Genomic DNA, 16,806 nt, shown 5'->3' with positions numbered 1-16,806 from the left:
CGGATATATAAATTATAGTGTTGGTATAAAACGATTCTTTTGTGTTGATAAACCATTGGCAATCACAGCTTGATCATAAATACGTGCTTCTGCTAATGCAAACGGATTAAAATTCTCATGGGTCAATTGCTCTGCGATATGTGCAACTACATTCATATGACAAACCACAGCAATGGATTCATAGGGTAATTTAGATAACCATTCAATTGCATCTTTAGCATCATCATCAGGTTTAATTTTCTCGCAAATTAAAACAGGAATACCGTGAAAATGAGCCTTGATGTGTGCCAAAGTTTCTTGGGCACGTAATAGCGGACTAACAATAAAAATTTCAGGCTGAATGACATCTTTTAAAAAATGTCCTGTTTGCTCTGCTTGTTGATGTCCACGCACTGTTAATGGGCGTTGCGTATCATTACCATTGATTGCTGGAGATGCTTCACCGTGACGTACTAAAGTTAACTGCATATAACGACCTTATTATTTATACCTATATATTAACAATGATTGATGACAGTTTTCTGATTAAACTTCATGATGTGGTAAAACAAATTCTACATCACTACGATGACCATTTTTCATCAATGATAAAGCGATCGTCATTGGTGGCGCATTTTCAAAAATAACTTCATATAAAGCATTGGTAATCGGCATGTAAACATCCAGTTCTTGTGCTTTAGCACGTACTTGGACAATGGTATTAATCCCTTCGGCTGTTTGACCTAATTCTTTGGTTGCTTGATCAAGTGTTTTACCCGAACCGAGCGCAAAACCAATTTGATAGTTACGACTTAATGGACTATTACAAGTTGCAAATAAATCACCTACACCAGAAAGCCCTAAAAAAGTTAAAGGATTTGCACCCTGCTTGACTGCAAAACGACTCATTTCCGCCAAAGCACGGGTTAAAATCATACTTTTGGTATTTTCACCGATGTTATAAGCAGCACCCATCCCCATAGCAACTGCATAAATATTTTTTAATGCTCCACCCAGTTCTACACCGTGTACGTCATCGCTACCAAACACACGGAATAACGCACTATGCAAAGCATGTTGTACCGCATAACGTACCAATTCCGATTCACTTGCAATCACTGTTCCTGATGGCATACCTCCCATAATTTCTTTGGCTAAATTAGGCCCTGATAAAACGCCGTAAGGAACTTCTGGTAATTCTGCGCGAATAATCTCACTCATGAAACTAAAGGTTTTTGCTTCAATACCTTTGGTTAATGAAACTACGGCTTGGGCTGTAATAAACGGCGCAATTTGTTTTAAAACATCTCGAAATGAATGACTAGGAATAGCGACCAGAATAATATCTCGATCTCTTACTGCTAATTCTAAATCAGCAACAGCGCGCAAAGCTGGCTCTAACGGATAATCAGGTAAATAACGTTTATTAATATGTGTTTGATTAATTTCTTCTGCTACAGCCGCATCACGAATCCAAATCATGGTATCGCAACCATTGCGTACAGCTAAATTTGCCATTGCTGTACCAAAACTTCCACCGCCCAATACCGTAATTCTTAATGCTGTTTTTTGATCTACTGCCACAGGCTCAACTAAATTACTAAATTTTAACTCTGTCATTTTTTTTCCTGAAACCAATTTCTTTCTTTAATCATTCATCAATAAGATTAAACATGTTGCCATACTTTTAAAAAATCTTGACTCTCTATTTCTGCACGAGGTGCAATCGTTTTAGCAGCTGTTCCAATATAAATAATACCTGAAATTAAATCTTGCTCTTTTAAGCCGAATTGTTGCTTAAGCCAATTGGATTCTACAACTGCACCAGAACGCCACATACTCGCAAAACCTTGTGCTTGTAATGAGAGTAAGAAGTTTTGAACAGCAGCACCCGTACTTAAAATTTGTTCGAAGTGCGGAACCTTTGAGTGATCTTGGATCGTGGTTAAGGCTAAAACAAGTAAAGGCGCGCGAAATGGATGGTGCTTCACTCTTTCTAATTGTGCAGGATCATTTTCGCCCATATCAGCTAAAGCATTTGCTAAAAACTCACCAAAAGCCGCTCGTTGCTCAGGTGTTACAACCACAAAACGTGTTGGTTTTAAACGATGATGATCAGGTGCAGTCAACGCAGCTTGTACTGCTTTTTCGAGTTGTTGTAAATTTGGCGCTGGTTCAACAAGCTGACCAACAGATTGACGTTGATGAATATTTTGATGAATTGTCTCTATATTTGAGTCCGTCATTGACATGAATCTAACTAACACAAGGATTTGTTTAGATTAGCATAATCTAGCCAATTTCCACCACGTTTAATCCTTGCTTAATCATCAATTTGAGAAATTTAACAGAGCGCTACTACAAACTGTACATAACCTGCAAAAGCAATTAAAAATAATATGTTCAAATAATCCAATTAGGTAACTACTTGAGAACAAGCAATGAAAAAAACGTTAATCATGAGTTTATTAGGTGGCTTGGTACTCGGGCTCACCGCATGTGCATCAACACCGACCAACACCTTAGCGATCCAAAAAGAAAATAATCAATATGAAGTGACGGGAATTGGTAAAACCAATTTGATCGCTAAGAATAATGCCATTAGTGCCGCTCAAAAAACTTGTACCCGAAATACATCACCAGTCGTGGTTGATGAGAAAACTGCATATCAAGGCGTTTTAAAAGGTGTAGTCGATGAACAAACAGGCAAATTGGTTGAAGCTGCTGCGGGTGTAATCGGCACACTTACTGGGAAAAATGCTTCTCTAGCCAAAGATGATGATTACCAAACGACATTGACCTTCTACTGCAAACCTAATGCTTAAATAAAAAAAGCCGATATTAAACCTCTTGCATAAATCATTTTTCCACCAGTTCAATATTGAACCGTACCGGGTTTGTCGGAGAGTCAATATTCTGAGAGACTACTCCAATGAAAAAATCAAACTATACCCCTGAAATCAGAGAAAGAGCGGTTCAATTATTGATTGAATCCGAAAAAGATTATCCATCGAATTGGGCTGCGATCACCGCTATTGCAGCTAAGATTGGTTGTACCCCTGAAACACTACGTGTTTGGTATCAAAAATATTTAGATAAACAAAATCCAGTTAAAGTACAGCAGCTTTCAGACCAAGAACGTATCAAACAACTCGAACGTGAAAATAAAGAACTGCAACGCGCCAATGAGATTCTACGTAAAGCAGCCGCTTTTTTCGCCCAGGCGGAGCTCGACCGCCCACACAAATAATGGTGGATTTCATCCATAACAATAAAGACTTATATGGTATTGATGCGATTTGTAAGATTTTACCGATCGCACCTTCAACCTATTACCGAACTTTAGATCTCTACGATGAGAAGCATTGCTTCGCAAGGGAACATCGAGCAAAGCGAAATTTACATGACTTGCATCATGCTGAACAAATTAAACGAATTTGGAAGGAAAGTTCAGGTCGGTATGGTGTACGTAAAGTCTGGCAAAAACTGAAACGTGAAGGCTATATTATTGCACGCTGCACTGTTGCTCGATTAATGAAAAAGCTAGGTATACAAGGTGTTTGGCGTGGTAAGAACAAACAAACCACCCGTAGCCGAGATGACCAAAAACGAGCACCTGACTTGGTGAAACGGAATTTTAGAGCTGATCATCCTGACCCTTGCGAAGCAATGCTTCTCAGGTCGCTGACTTTACCTATATTCAAACAAATTCAGGCTGGGTCTATACCGCCTTTATTATTGATGTGTTCTCACGAGCCATTGTTGGCTGGAAAGTATCTACACGAATGAATACAGATATGGTGCTCGATGCATTGGAGCAAGCATTGCATGATCGGGGCATGCCAAAGAATGTGATTCATCATTCCGACAGAGGTGTGCAATATCTTTCTATTCGCTATACCCATCGTTTAGAAGCTGCAAATTTACGAGCATCAGTCGGTACGACTGGTGATTCATACGATAATGCTCTGGCTGAAACGGTGAATGGCTTATACAAAACAGAGGTGATTGAATATTTAAAAGCAGATTGGCAAGGTTTAGCAGATGTACAACTTGCGACACTAAACTGGGTAGATTGGTTCAACAAAACGCGTGTACATAGTGCACTGGGTTATGTATCGCCTTTTGAGTTTGAAGCAATGTACTATGATAAGATTAACCCGTTAGGTCAGGTGGCCTAACTTAAATAAAAAAGTCTCCGACAAACCCGGTACGGTTCAAATACGCAGTCCAACAATAATCATATGGATTGGAATTTATATAAAATAGGCACTTAGTGGAAAATACTTTTGCAAGATTGCAGCAATTTAGAGGAATAGCAACTCGATATGACAAGCTAAAACGTAATTATGAAAATGCTGTTGCTTTAGCTTGCATATACATCTGGTTGCCATTATGAAATGTCAACAGACCCTAATTTATCTATAGGTTATTTTGGTTTTTTTAACATTAGATGAATCAAACTCATAAATCATAAATCGATCTGGAGCTTCACTATGGGGCTTCATATTTGCTTTCCTTTTTTCACGAACATCTGAAATTGATGTTTTCTTTTGCTCTTCGTAAGGCGACAAAGCTCCTTCACCAAGCATACTAATTCTTATCTCACGTAAATTACGATCGCTTAAAACACGTTGCGTACGCCAACGCTCCTCTTCCGGCTGCATCGCATCCCGCTGTGCTTTCTCAATAATATTAGGCAGCGCCTTGTTCAACATACCTGTTTGCAAGGCTAAAGTTCCCTCTGTCATCGGTTGTGCAGCCGAACCAATTAATGGTAAAGCCGTCAAAAACACAATTACACCAATATAAGTGTAATAATGCTGCTTATTCTCCATTTTAATTCATCCTGAATTTTTTTCTTATTTATTCCGAAACTATCAAGCTTTTCATAAAATCGCAATGTCATTGGTAATATTCCTTAGGAAATCAGATAAATTGCACTGATATAAAAAAAGATGGCGATTTTCATCACCATCTTTTTAGTCAATCATTCAAATTAGATTTAGCTAAGTTTCATTTTATCAAACACAAGCTGACCACTATCACCTTTAATCAGAATATTATCTCCCGGCTGGAATTCACCAGATAAGATTTTCTGAGCCAAGTTATTTTCAACTTGTTGCTGTATTGCACGTTTTAGTGGTCGTGCGCCATAGATTGGATCAAAACCAGCATCAATCAATATATCAAATGCACTATCATCAACAGTTAAACCCATATCTCGTTCGCTCAGACGTGAACGTAAACGATTCAATTGAATATCCGCGATACCACGAATTTGAGCTTTCTTCAACGAATGGAAAATGACTAATTCATCAATACGGTTAATGAACTCTGGACGGAAATGTTGAGTTACAGCACTCATGACCACTGTTCGAACTTCCTCATCAGTTGCACCTTCACCTAATTCACGAACATCTTGTGAACCTAGGTTAGATGTCATCACAATGACCGTATTTTTAAAATCGATAACACGACCTTGAGAATCAGTTAAGCGACCATCATCCAATACCTGTAACAGGATATTGAATACATCTGGATGGGCTTTTTCCACTTCGTCAAATAACACCACACTATATGGCTTACGACGAACAGCTTCTGTTAAAACTCCGCCTTCTTCATAACCGACATATCCCGGAGGAGCACCCACTAAACGGCTGACAGAATGCTTTTCCATAAATTCAGACATATCGATACGAATCATGGCATCATCACTATCAAACAAGAAGTTTGCTAATGCTTTAGTTAGCTCAGTTTTACCTACACCTGTCGGTCCAAGGAATAAGAATGATCCACTCGGACGATTCGGATCAGATAAACCTGCACGTGAGCGACGGACTGCATTGGAAACTGCAACCACAGCTTCATGTTGCCCGACTACACGGTTATGTAAAAACTCTTCCATATTCAGTAGTTTTTCACGTTCACCTTGTAGCATTTTCGCCACAGGAATGCCTGTTGCCGCACTCACTACTTCAGCAATTTCATTTTCAGTCACTTTGGTACGAATTAGCTTCGGTTCTTCATTTTCCTCAGCGACTTCCGCTTGTTCCAAGCGTTTTTGCAACTCAGGAATCACGCCATATTGTAAGCGTGCTGCTTCAGCCAAATCACCTTCACGTTTTGCTTTTTCTAAAGCAACACGTGCTTGATCCAATTCAACTTGAGCTTTCTTATCACCTTCAACGAGTGTTTTCTCGGCTTTCCAAATTTCCTCTAGATCATTATATTCTTTTTGCTTTTCAGTAATTTGCTGTTCAAGATGATTCACTTCAGCTTTACTACCAGCATCCTCATCTTTCTTCACTGCTTCCAATTGCATTTTCAACTGGATTAAACGACGATCAAGTTTATCTAAAGCTTCGGGTTTAGAATCAATCTCCATTTTAATACGTGAAGCAGCTTCATCAATTAAATCAATGGCTTTATCAGGTAATTGACGATCTGTGATATAACGATGCGACATTTTTGCAGCTGCAATAATTGCTGAGTCTAAAATTTGAACGCCATGATGTGTTGCATATTTTTCTTTTAGACCACGCAAAATCGCAATGGTATCTTCCACACTTGGTTCATCAACGAGTACTTTTTGGAAACGACGTTCTAGTGCCGCGTCTTTCTCAATATATTGACGATATTCATCTAAAGTTGTTGCTCCAACACAACGCAACTCACCACGCGCTAAAGCAGGTTTCAACATATTACCTGCATCCATCGCGCCATCACCTTTTCCTGCACCTACAAGTGTATGTAATTCATCAATAAACAGGATGACTTCACCTTCTTGTTTTGCAAGATCATTCAGAACGGCTTTCAAACGCTCTTCGAACTCACCGCGATATTTAGCACCTGCAAGCAACGAACCCAGATCCAAAGATAATACCCGTTTACTTTTTAAACTTTCAGGAACTTCACCATTAATAATACGTTGCGCTAGACCTTCAACAATCGCAGTTTTACCCACGCCAGGTTCACCAATCAAGACTGGGTTATTTTTAGTTCGGCGTGATAAGACCTGTATTGTACGACGTATTTCATCGTCACGACCAATTACAGGATCCAGTTTACCTGCCAAAGCACGTTCTGTTAAATCAATGGTATATTTATTCAATGAATCGCGTTGATCTTCATGATTATTGCTCATGACTTTGTCATTTCCTCGAATATTTTCAATTACTTTGCGTAAACTATCTGGTGTTACCCCAACGCTGTTTAATATCGTTTTGGTTTCACCTGTTTCCGCTAGACTTAACAACACCCAATCCGTTGATAAGAATTCATCACCTGTTTTTTGCGCATAACGATCAGCTAAATTTAAGATCTTTACCGCTTCAGGATTAAGATTAATATCTCCTGTTGGATTTGATAAAGTCGGTGCATTTCTTATCGCTTGTTCTAACTTTTGTTTCAACTCAGGCAAGCGAGCACCTGATTGCTGCAACAAACTTAAATTGGCAGGTTCTTCTAACAAAGTCGATAGAATATGAATACCCGCAATAGAAGTATGGTCTTTACCCATTGCCAATGATTGTGCATCTGAAAGAGCTTGCTGTAGACGGTTCGTAAATTTTTCAAAACGCATTCTTGTTATTCCTCACAACAAATTTTTAACTTACCACTAAGATGGGAACACTTTTTAAAATTTCAAATAAAATTTATATATTTTTCAATATTTTATTTAAATTTAACTTTATAAAACTTGGTAATAATATGGGTATATAAACAATCTATTTCAAGTATATTTTGTATAATTTTCTATCTATTCTGATTTAAACAATATCCATATTGTTATTTTACGGTGAAACTTTTAACTTAAGACTTTACTTCATTTAAAAATGATCGTTATGCATTTAAGAAGAATTGTAATAGCTAGTATTTACCTTTTTCCTATTCAGATAGCTATTGCTCAATTACCACAGAATTCACGACATGCAGGTGGTATAGCCGTCATCCCACTTTCATCAACGACTACCCAAGTTTTCTATGAGAAAAAACCAATTCTAATTGCACAAGAAGGCACTCAACGATACGCTATTTTTGGAATTCCTCTTTCTACCCCGTTGGGAACGTTAAGCCTATCAACCAATACTGTGCCCATACAGATTGAAATACTGCCATATCAATATGCTGAACAGCACCTCAATGTAAAAAACCAAGACTATGTTAATCCGAATCAAAATCAACTTGATCGATATGCTTCGGAAGCAAAAGAACAAAATGAGATTTATAATTCTTTCAGTCAAAGCGATTGGACTGAATTTCCAACTTTTATTCCACCAACAGCAGGCAAATTTAGTAACTCATTCGGACGCAAACGTTTCTTTAATAATGAAGAACGCGCCCCACATTCAGGTCTAGATATTCCAGCACCAATTGGCCAAAAAGTTGTAGCGCCAGCAGATGGCATTGTCGTTCAAACTGGTAATTATTTTTTCAATGGTAAGACTGTTTTGATTGATCACGGTCAAGGTTTAATCAGTATGTTCTGCCATCTCAGTAAAATTGAGGTTTCAAAGGGACAACACATTACTCGAGGTGAGCTTTTAGGTTTAGTTGGAAATACAGGTCGCGCGACAGGTCCACATTTACATTGGGGAATGAGTCTAAATAATGCACGTGTAGATCCGCAGTTATTTATAAAATGAAAATTATTTAGGCAATAAAAAAGTGATCTAACCACTTAGACCACTTTTTAGTTAAACTTAATAATAAAAATTATTCAGCTTCTACAATTTCAAAGTCATGTGTGATTTCTACCCCACCATCAGACAACATTTTGCTTGCTGAACAATATTTTTCTGCCGAAAGCTCAACAGCTTTTTCAACTTGCTTGGCTTTAACAGATTTTCCCGTCACAACAAAATGTAAGTGAATTTTTGTAAATACCGCTGGGATCGTATCAGCTCTTTCAGCCTTTAACTGACACACAACATTGGTCACATCTTGGCGTGATTTCTTTAAAATAGTCACAATATCAAACGAAGCACACCCACCAAGTCCCATTAAAATCAATTCCATAGGACGTGGACCACGGTTTTCCCCACCATACTCAGCAGAACCATCCATCACCACACTATGGCCACTTTCTGATTTCGCTTCAAAAGCAACATTCTCTAACCAATGTACACTTGTTTGCATTGCAACTACCCGAAAAACGTTATAAATTTACTTTAGTTCTTGTACACTAACATAAAATGAGTTGATAAGGAATTTCATCTCTTCTGTGTAGAAAAGGCTCTAATGGGGCCTGTGCGATCGGTTTTATCCAAATTCGGAAATTTTAAGCATGACTTCAAATTTTTCACATCTTAGCACTGATGCTTTGTCTCCAGGTCAATTACCTGAATCAGTTAAAGCATTGCTAAAACGTGCTCACATTAATAGATACCCTAAACGCACCACGATTGTTGACGCTGGAACAGAATCAAAATCACTGTACTTAATATTAAAAGGTTCAGTATCAATCATATTACGTGAAGACGATGAGCGTGAGATTGTTGTTGCATACCTCAATCCAGGTGATTTCTTTGGTGAAATGGGGTTGTTTGAAAATAACCCTCAACGTACTGCTGAAGTCCGTACTCGAGATATTTGCGAAATTGCAGAAATCTCATATGAAAATTTCCACGAACTCAGCAAGCAATATCCTGACCTGAGCTATGCTGTATTTGCTCAGCTTGTTCGCCGCCTGAAGAATACAACGCGTAAAGTCACTGACTTAGCATTTATCGACGTATCTGGTCGTATTGCTCGTTGTCTAATTGACTTATCTGCACAACCTGAGGCAATGATTCTACCGAATGGTCGTCAGATTCGTATTACACGTCAAGAAATTGGTCGTATTGTGGGTTGTTCACGTGAAATGGTTGGTCGTGTTTTAAAAACACTTGAAGATCAAGGCATGATTCAAACTGATGGTAAAGCAATTTTAATTTTTGATACTTCTTTAGATGATAACGCATTTTCTGAAGATGAATTTGATGATGAGGATTAATCCCCTCTAGCTTTAAGCTAATTTCAAAGCCAGTGCAAACCACTGGCTTTAATTTTATTCAGATAAAGCTAAACTATTTAGCTTTTCATTAATTCTGCTTACATAATTACTATGATTATAGAGATAATCAGAATTTAAAGCCTTGCGAACTTTTTTTATAATTCTTGTTAATCATGGGTATATTTATAAGATACTGATTTGGAGCAAATAAGTATGAAAAAATTGGCTTTAAGCCTTTGTGCAATGACTGTAATAACGATTTCAGGTTGTGCATCATTTGCAGATATGGCAGGTGCTGACAGTGCCACTTTAAATGCTCAGTCAGCTCAAAGCTTTGCAAAGATGACACAGGAAGCTCGTGCCAAAAATCAATTGGATATGAGTTCTAGTACTTATCAACGTATTAACTCAGTATTTTTGCGCTTAAAACCGTATGCTGACCAAATGAACCAAACCGGTCAGCGTTTTGATTGGCAGTTAGCAGTACTAAAATCAGATACTGTAAATGCCTATGTAGCGCCAGGTGGGAAAGTCGTTTTCTATACGGGTATTGTGAACAAGCTAAATTTGACCAATGATGAAATAGCAGCAATTATGGGACACGAAATGACCCATGCCTTAGAAGAACATGCCAAAAGTAAAATTGGTGCGCAAGCACTTACAAACTTAGCGATTGGTATTGGTACGTCTTATGCGGGTGCGAATATTGGTGAAGCTGGTAATGCAGCAATTGCTTTAGGTAGTCAAATTGGTATTGGTTTACCCTATTCTCGTAGTTTAGAAAGTCGTGCTGATTTTGGTGGGTTAATGCTGATGGCAAAAGCAGGATATAATCCAAATGCAGCAATTAGTCTTTGGGAAAAAATGGATCGTCTAGATGGTGCTGGTGGTGCATCATTCTTATCAACTCACCCATCAAATAGTCAACGTATTGGTGATATGCGTAAAAATTTACCTGCTGCTCTGGCAGTTTATAATAAACGTCGTTAATTTAGCCAAAGCCATTAGATCTCATTTTAGAGATTTAATGGCATATCCTTTAGCTGTATTAAATATAAGACCTCTAATTTATCTCAGCAATTTTTGAATCCGTTTCAACTGAACCGTACCGTGTTTGTCGGAGAGTCAATATTCTGAGAGACTATCCATCGTATTGGGCTGCGATCACCGCTATTGCTCCCTGAGCAGTATACTGCGCAAGGGTTGTACTCCTGAAACACTACGTGTTTGGTATCAAAAATATTTAGATAAACAAAATCCAGTTAAAGTACAGCAGCTTTCAGACCAAGAACGTATCAAACGACTCGAATGTGAAAATAAAGAACTGCAACGCGCCAATGAGATTCTACGTAAAGCAGCCGCTTTTTTCGCCCAGGCGGAGCTCGACCGCCCACACAAATAATGGTGGATTTCATCCATAACAATAAAGACTTATATGGTATTGATGCGATTTGTAAGATTTTACCGATCGCAGCTTCAACCTATTACCGAACTTTAGATCTCTGCGATGAGAAGCATTGCTTCGCAAGGGAACATCGAGCAAAGCGAGATTTACATGACTTGCATCATGCTGAACAAATTAAACGAATTTGGAAGGAAAGTTCAGGTCGGTATGGTGTACGTAAAGTCTGGCAAAAACTGAAACGTGAAGGCTATATTATTGCACGCTGCACTGTTGCTCGATTAATGAAAAAGCTAGGTATACAAGGTGTTTGGCGTGGTAAGAACAAACAAACCACCCGTAGCCGAGATGACCAAAAACGAGCACCTGACTTGGTGAAACGGAATTTTAGAGCTGATCATCCTGACCCTTGCGAAGCAATGCTTCTCAGGTCGCTGACTTTACCTATATTCAAACAAATTCAGGCTGGGTCTATACCGCCTTTATTATTGATGTGTTCTCACGAGCCATTGTTGGCTGGAAAGTATCTACACGAATGAATACAGATATGGTGCTCGATGCATTGGAGCAAGCATTGCATGATCGGGGCATGCCAAAGAATGTGATTCATCATTCCGACAGAGGTGTGCAATATCTTTCTATTCGCTATACCCATCGTTTAGAAGCTGCAAATTTAGGTGGTGTTTCAAAATGTATGCTGATCATTTTAACATCACTATACAAAACTGTGGTTAATGTAAAAGAATCCAAGATTAAAAGCTTTTACATGATTCAATACCTTCTTCGAAAAACAGCATGTTCTTCTTACTGCTCGCCTTATGCGGTGTCTTAATCGGCAGTTGTTTCCTTCTATCCCGACTGTATAATATTTCCCTTCTTGGTCCGGCTTAAAAATTTTGATGAAACTTTCCCAATGATCACTCGATATACAATCATAAGTAATACCCAGTTCTTCTAAACGGTTTTTTAGCCTTTGTGCTGTATGAGCATCTCTTCCTCCCCATACAAAAGCCACTATTTCTCCGCTACTTCTATCATAGACGTACTGTAGCCAATGCTTATCTTTCTTGTTGCCTACAAATGTCCAAAATTCATCAACTTCCAAGCATTTATAATGAGTTCTTTGAGGAATTATTTCATGATTTGATTGTGTAAGCGTTTTAAGTATCTTGCCAATACTAAACCTCGTAATCTTTGCAATATCCCGAATGCCACAACATCGCACAAGCATAAGCAAAATCAATTTGACCGCTTTTGAATGACAGCCTAAATACGTCAAATTATGGTCACCCACAAACTGCCTATTACATTCTTTACAACGATAGTTTTGCTTACCATCGTGTTTAATGCCATTCTTCTTTATACTTGTACTCTGGCATCGAGGACAATGAAGTTCTATTTCGATTTTCACACATTTAAATATAGCTGAATTGTTCCTCGTTGCCTCCTTTTCTTATGAGCATACTTTTTAGAACACCACCCAAATTTACGAGCATCAGTCGGTACGACTGGTGATTCATACGATAATGCTCTGGCTGAAACGGTGAATGGCTTATACAAAACAGAGGTGATTGAATATTTAAAAGCAGATTGGCAAGGTTTAGCAGATGTACAACTTGCGACATTCAACTGGGTAGATTGGTTCAATAAAGAGTGTTTACACAGTGCATTGGGTTACAAGTCGCCTTTTGAGTTTGAAGCAATGTACTATGATAAGATTAACCCGTTAGGTCAGGTGGCCTAACTTGGTGGTGTTCTAAGAACCTATCCAGAATATTTTCTATGCAAAAGTAGCCTTAAAAAGGCTAAATTAATGAACTGCAGGCTCGTATTTAGGTGCTTTTCACAGTTTTTCCAAAGCCTTCTACATTTTTCTAACCAAGCAAATGATCTTTCCACAACCCAGCGTTGTGGTATGACTGCAAATTTATGTAATTCACTTCGTTTAGCAACTTCAACTCGCGCTCTGATTAAATCATTAACAGCCAAAGAAAAGGGTTCGCCTGTATAACCACCATCAACAAGTACAACCTCTACATTTTGTAAGGTGTCTCTATGTAAAGTTATGGCATCTAATGCACCTTGACGATCTGTTTTATCTGCTGTCGTAATAAATATTCCATGAGGCAGACCTTGAGTATCAACAATGATATGTCTTTTAATCCCTGAAACTCTTTTACCAGCGTCATAGCCTTTATTACGTGCGGTATCTGTGTTTTTTACACTTTGTGAATCAATGATGATAAAGCTCGTTTGTTCTTTCCGTCCATTGTTGATACGGGCCTCGCCAACCACATTTTTTTAAAGCCTGCTCAAGTATGCTAGGTTCAGTTTCTGATGGTTTTCTATTCCAAATCGAGAAGTAATAATGCACAGTGCTTTTAGGTGGAAAGTCTCGAGGAAGCATACTCCATTGACATCCACTTTTTAGAATATAGAGCAAGGCGCAAAACACTTCATAGACATCAACGACTCTTGGACGCGTTTGTTTTCTTCCGCTCAATAGTAACGGTTCAATTTCTTTAAAGGCTTCTCGACTAATGTCGCTGGGATATGGTTTTCTCATGGGGGAGAATTTAACAAATTATTTTTCCAATTGCCAAAAAAGAATGAAATTAATACTGGATAGGTTCTAAGGTATCTCTATGCAAATTTATCGCATTTAATGCACCTTGACGATCTGTTTTATCTGCTGTCGTAACAAATATTCCATGAGACAGACCTTGAGTATCAACAATGATATGTCTTTTAATCCCTGAAACTCTTTTACCAGCGTCATAGCCTTTATTACGTGCGGTATCTGTGTTTTTTACACTTTGTGAATCAATGATGATAAAGCTCGTTTGTTCTTTCCGTCCATTGTTGATACGGGCCTCGCCAACCACATTTTTTTAAAGCCTGCTCAAGTATGCTAGGTTCAGTTTCTGATGGTTTTCTATTCCAAATCGAGAAGTAATAATGCACAGTGCTTTTAGGTGGAAAGTCTCGAGGAAGCATACTCCATTGACATCCACTTTTTAGAATATAGAGCAAGGCGCAAAACACTTCATAGACATCAACGACTCTTGGACGCGTTTGTTTTCTTCCGCTCAATAGTAACGGTTCAATTTCTTTAAAGGCTTCTCGACTAATGTCGCTGGGATATGGTTTTCTCATGGGGGAGAATTTAACAAATTATTTTTCCAATTGCCAAAAAAGAATGAAATTAATACTGGATAGACTCTAAGTTGACTGACGGTAAAAGCCATTACTGGAGCGTAGTTGCTAATGTTTCATTGATAGCGAACACGCCTGCTATTGTGAATGTTATTGCTGATAAAACAGGTGCATCATGGAATTTTAACGGGTCTTTATCATGGGTTAGTCCTGTCGCGGGCTTGAGTGGTAAGGCTACTGATGTAAGCATTGGCGGCGGTTCAGATCAAGAAGAATTAGAGGCATGGCGAGCTAGGCTTTTAGAACGTAAGCAGCTCGGTTTATCACGTGACCGTGAAGCTGACTTGATTGGTTTTATGAAAGGTGTGACAGGCGTTCAGCATGTTTATGTTTATCCAAAACGTCGCGGACTTGGTTCGCTTGATGTGGCGATTACGGCTATAGGCAATCCACCAACTTTACCAAACCAAACGCTACTCGATGCGGCTCAAGCCGCATTAGATACTTACACAGGCTTTTGGGCTGATTGTCGTGTCTATTTACCTACTTTACAGCTAGTAAATATAACGGCTGTTGTCTCAGGCATCGGCATAAATCTCAATCAAGTTGAGCAAGTGATTCGAGATTATTTTGCTGAGCTTGCCCCCGCTGATATATACCAAGCAGCTATTTTGACAGCCCGAATTGTGGCTTTGCCAAATGTCGCAGATGTGACGCTGACACCTTCGTCTAACGTTGTGCCTATCGTGGACTGGATGGATACAAACTGGTTACGGATCGGCACTTTGGCAGTGAGTGCTACATAATGACTTTAGAAGAAACAACAAAAATTTATGCTTCAGTATTGCGTCAGTTGTTGCCTGTGGGTGGTTATGACACAGCTTTAAATACTGTGGTTGCTAAAGATATATATGCTCATGCGAAAGCATTAGCTCAATGTGACCTTGATGCCAAGCGGCTTTTATCAGTATTGGAAGGCATTCCACCTGAACTTCTAAGCGAGTATGAGCAAGAATATGGTTTGCCATTGAAATGTCAGACTAATGTCGCTCAAACAATTGAAGAAAGGTTGCAAGTGATCAACTGGATTAAAAATATCAAAAATGTTTTTAACCTTGATTACTTAGAGCAGCTTTTAGCGATTTTTAACATTGATTTTGAGCTAATTACTTATAAACCAATGCAATGTACAGCGCCTTGCAATTCGGCAGTCAATACTGAGCAGCTTAGGTATAAAGTCAAACTCAAGCTACAAAGCCCTGTTTTAGCTGATATTGATTGCATTATTTCAAATTTTTTACCCGCGTTTTTACGCTACGATATTGAGGAAATCTAATGGAACGTATTAATAGCGTTAATGCACGTGCTAATGTAAATGGTGCAGGTAAAAAAGGCTTTCATGATAATGCTGATTTAAGCGGACAAGATGCTACTTACATTAACCCATCATGGTGTAATCATATTCAAGAAGAAATTGCTGGTGTAGTTGAGGTACATGAGCCTCTTGATCCGAATAACAAAAACCAATTAAAGGCTGCTCTATTCACGTTGTTTGCAACAAATGAGAACATTCAAGAAGTTGATAGCAGATTAACGGCTGCAATAACGGCTTTAGCTTCAGCTATTCAACCATTTCTTGTAAAGACTGGAACGATGGAGTTATGGACAAATTCAGTTTGTCCAGCGGGATATCTTGAATGTAATGGGGAATTATACTTAGTTTCAGCTTATCCAAATTTGTTCGCTGTTCTTGGCAACACCTTTGGCGGTGATGGTGTGACAACCTTTGCTGTCCCAAATATGCTAGATAATTTTGCACGAGGTTGGGATCATATTCGAGCGTTCGGTAGCTTCCAAAATGCCACATCCGTTTTTATGGGAGATCCTTCAGTTACGGCAGGTCGTATTGCTAACTTATATAACACCGCTGACGATAATCAACAGACAATGATGAATGCACTGAACGGTGAAGCCACCATAATTGATTCAACAAATCTAGTCGTTTTATCCAGCGCAGCAGAAACACAAGACCCAGTTACAGCAGTTCAAGCCACTATGTCAGTACGCCCACGGAACTTGGCATTAATGTTCATCATTAAAACTTAAGTGTTTTAATGATGAATTAATATAGATTTGCTCAGTTTATTAATAAGTAATTGCTATGGGTGTGAATAAGGGGTTAAAACTAGTTGTTTATTTATATTCTAGTGCAAAATAATATATAAAAATTCAGTGCAAAATTAAAAATGAATTAGTGCAAAATTGGGCGAAA

Annotated in this window: 15 protein-coding genes, 5 pseudogenes and 2 other annotated features; of the genes and pseudogenes, 11 read left to right on the top strand and 9 right to left on the bottom strand. The window is 38.5% G+C overall.

Annotated elements, in window-relative coordinates:
* Positions 1-12: 12 nt before the first annotated feature.
* The 3 genes from sixA to O1450_RS06555 are packed head-to-tail and all read right to left on the bottom strand — an operon-like array spanning position 13 to position 2,225.
* A complete protein-coding gene (gene sixA / locus O1450_RS06565) occupies positions 13-468 on the bottom strand; it encodes a phosphohistidine phosphatase SixA (protein ID WP_269230150.1) in 456 nt (151 codons plus the stop codon).
* 57 nt (positions 469-525) lie between these two features.
* Positions 526-1,599 carry an NAD(P)H-dependent glycerol-3-phosphate dehydrogenase gene (locus tag O1450_RS06560; protein WP_269230149.1) on the bottom strand — a complete coding sequence of 358 codons (1,074 nt, stop codon included), beginning with the start codon at positions 1,597-1,599 and terminating at the stop codon, positions 526-528.
* A gap of 47 nt (positions 1,600-1,646) precedes the next feature.
* Positions 1,647-2,225 carry a nitroreductase family protein gene (locus O1450_RS06555; protein WP_269230148.1) on the bottom strand — a complete coding sequence of 193 codons (579 nt, stop codon included), beginning with the start codon at positions 2,223-2,225 and terminating at the stop codon, positions 1,647-1,649.
* A 195-nt stretch (positions 2,226-2,420) separates the two neighbouring features.
* Between O1450_RS06555 and O1450_RS06550 the strand changes: the two genes are divergently transcribed.
* From O1450_RS06550 to O1450_RS06540, 3 genes and pseudogenes are all read left to right on the top strand, one after another.
* The gene (locus tag O1450_RS06550) at positions 2,421-2,804 is read left to right on the top strand and encodes a hypothetical protein (protein ID WP_269230147.1); all 384 of its coding nucleotides are present in this window, start codon (positions 2,421-2,423) and stop codon (positions 2,802-2,804) included.
* Positions 2,805-2,911: 107 nt separating this feature from the next.
* A pseudogene (locus O1450_RS06545) lies at positions 2,912-4,160 on the top strand (IS3 family transposase).
* Positions 3,187-3,303 (top strand) — a sequence feature (AL1L pseudoknot). It overlaps the preceding pseudogene by 117 nt.
* A gap of 36 nt (positions 4,161-4,196) precedes the next feature.
* Positions 4,197-4,378 (top strand): annotated as a pseudogene (locus O1450_RS06540) (transposase); the annotation flags it as partial.
* A 19-nt stretch (positions 4,379-4,397) separates the two neighbouring features.
* Here the strand turns inward: O1450_RS06540 and O1450_RS06535 are convergent.
* Both O1450_RS06535 and clpB read right to left on the bottom strand, forming a co-directional pair.
* Positions 4,398-4,817 (bottom strand): hypothetical protein, encoded by a 420-nt coding sequence (locus tag O1450_RS06535; protein WP_269230146.1) that lies wholly within the window; start codon positions 4,815-4,817, stop codon positions 4,398-4,400.
* 167 nt (positions 4,818-4,984) lie between these two features.
* Entirely contained in the window at positions 4,985-7,564 is a 2,580-nt protein-coding gene (clpB, locus tag O1450_RS06530; protein ID WP_269230145.1) for an ATP-dependent chaperone ClpB, read from the bottom strand.
* Between the two features lie 262 nt (positions 7,565-7,826).
* Between clpB and O1450_RS06525 the strand changes: the two genes are divergently transcribed.
* Positions 7,827-8,627: a peptidoglycan DD-metalloendopeptidase family protein gene (locus tag O1450_RS06525; protein ID WP_442865412.1), complete on the top strand. Its 801-nt coding sequence runs from the start codon at positions 7,827-7,829 to the stop codon at positions 8,625-8,627.
* Between the two features lie 70 nt (positions 8,628-8,697).
* On the opposite strand, the gene O1450_RS06520 is transcribed toward O1450_RS06525, so the two are convergent.
* Complete coding sequence (locus O1450_RS06520) at positions 8,698-9,120, bottom strand: OsmC family protein (protein WP_269230143.1); 423 nt, start codon at positions 9,118-9,120, stop codon at positions 8,698-8,700.
* Positions 9,121-9,268: 148 nt separating this feature from the next.
* Here O1450_RS06520 and crp point away from each other — a divergent pair, with 148 nt between their 5' ends.
* From crp to O1450_RS06505, 3 genes and pseudogenes are all read left to right on the top strand, one after another.
* Positions 9,269-9,976, top strand: a complete 708-nt coding sequence (gene crp / locus O1450_RS06515; RefSeq protein ID WP_269230142.1) for a cAMP-activated global transcriptional regulator CRP — start codon at positions 9,269-9,271, stop codon at positions 9,974-9,976.
* Between the two features lie 213 nt (positions 9,977-10,189).
* Positions 10,190-10,966, top strand: coding sequence for a M48 family metallopeptidase (locus O1450_RS06510; protein ID WP_269230141.1), 777 nt, complete (start codon positions 10,190-10,192; stop codon positions 10,964-10,966).
* A gap of 146 nt (positions 10,967-11,112) precedes the next feature.
* Positions 11,113-12,054 (top strand): annotated as a pseudogene (locus tag O1450_RS06505) (IS3 family transposase); the annotation flags it as partial.
* Positions 11,336-11,449: a sequence feature (AL1L pseudoknot), on the top strand. Its footprint overlaps the pseudogene before it by 114 nt.
* Positions 12,055-12,093: 39 nt before the next feature.
* On the opposite strand, the gene O1450_RS06500 reads toward O1450_RS06505, so the two are convergent.
* A complete protein-coding gene (locus tag O1450_RS06500; protein ID WP_269228460.1) occupies positions 12,094-12,789 on the bottom strand; it encodes an IS1 family transposase in 696 nt (231 codons plus the stop codon).
* Between the two features lie 72 nt (positions 12,790-12,861).
* Between O1450_RS06500 and O1450_RS06495 the strand changes: the two are divergent.
* A pseudogene (locus O1450_RS06495) lies at positions 12,862-13,122 on the top strand (integrase core domain-containing protein); the annotation flags it as partial.
* 20 nt (positions 13,123-13,142) lie between these two features.
* On the opposite strand, the gene O1450_RS06490 reads toward O1450_RS06495, so the two are convergent.
* A protein-coding gene (locus tag O1450_RS06490) for an IS5 family transposase (protein ID WP_269228195.1) occupies positions 13,143-13,944 on the bottom strand; the annotation gives its coding sequence in 2 pieces (ribosomal slippage) (positions 13,143-13,679 and positions 13,681-13,944; 801 coding nt in all).
* Positions 13,945-13,999: 55 nt separating this feature from the next.
* Positions 14,000-14,534 (bottom strand): annotated as a pseudogene (locus tag O1450_RS06485) (IS5 family transposase); the annotation flags it as partial.
* A 71-nt stretch (positions 14,535-14,605) separates the two neighbouring features.
* Here O1450_RS06485 and O1450_RS06480 point away from each other — a divergent pair.
* From O1450_RS06480 to O1450_RS06470, 3 genes are read left to right on the top strand one after another with little or no spacing between them, the layout of a single operon-like run.
* Positions 14,606-15,340 (top strand): baseplate J/gp47 family protein, encoded by a 735-nt coding sequence (locus O1450_RS06480; RefSeq protein ID WP_331276167.1) that lies wholly within the window; start codon positions 14,606-14,608, stop codon positions 15,338-15,340.
* Positions 15,340-15,870 (top strand): hypothetical protein, encoded by a 531-nt coding sequence (locus tag O1450_RS06475; protein WP_269230140.1) that lies wholly within the window; start codon positions 15,340-15,342, stop codon positions 15,868-15,870. Before O1450_RS06480 ends, O1450_RS06475 begins: the two co-directional genes overlap by 1 nt.
* Positions 15,870-16,640: a phage tail protein gene (locus O1450_RS06470; RefSeq protein WP_269230139.1), complete on the top strand. Its 771-nt coding sequence runs from the start codon at positions 15,870-15,872 to the stop codon at positions 16,638-16,640. The genes O1450_RS06475 and O1450_RS06470 overlap by 1 nt, the downstream gene beginning before the upstream one ends.
* The last annotated feature ends 166 nt before the right edge of the window (positions 16,641-16,806 follow it).

This window comes from Acinetobacter sp. TR11, from assembly GCF_027105035.1.
Lineage (GTDB): Bacteria > Pseudomonadota > Gammaproteobacteria > Pseudomonadales > Moraxellaceae > Acinetobacter.
This window is presented reverse-complemented; position numbering and strand designations above follow the sequence as displayed.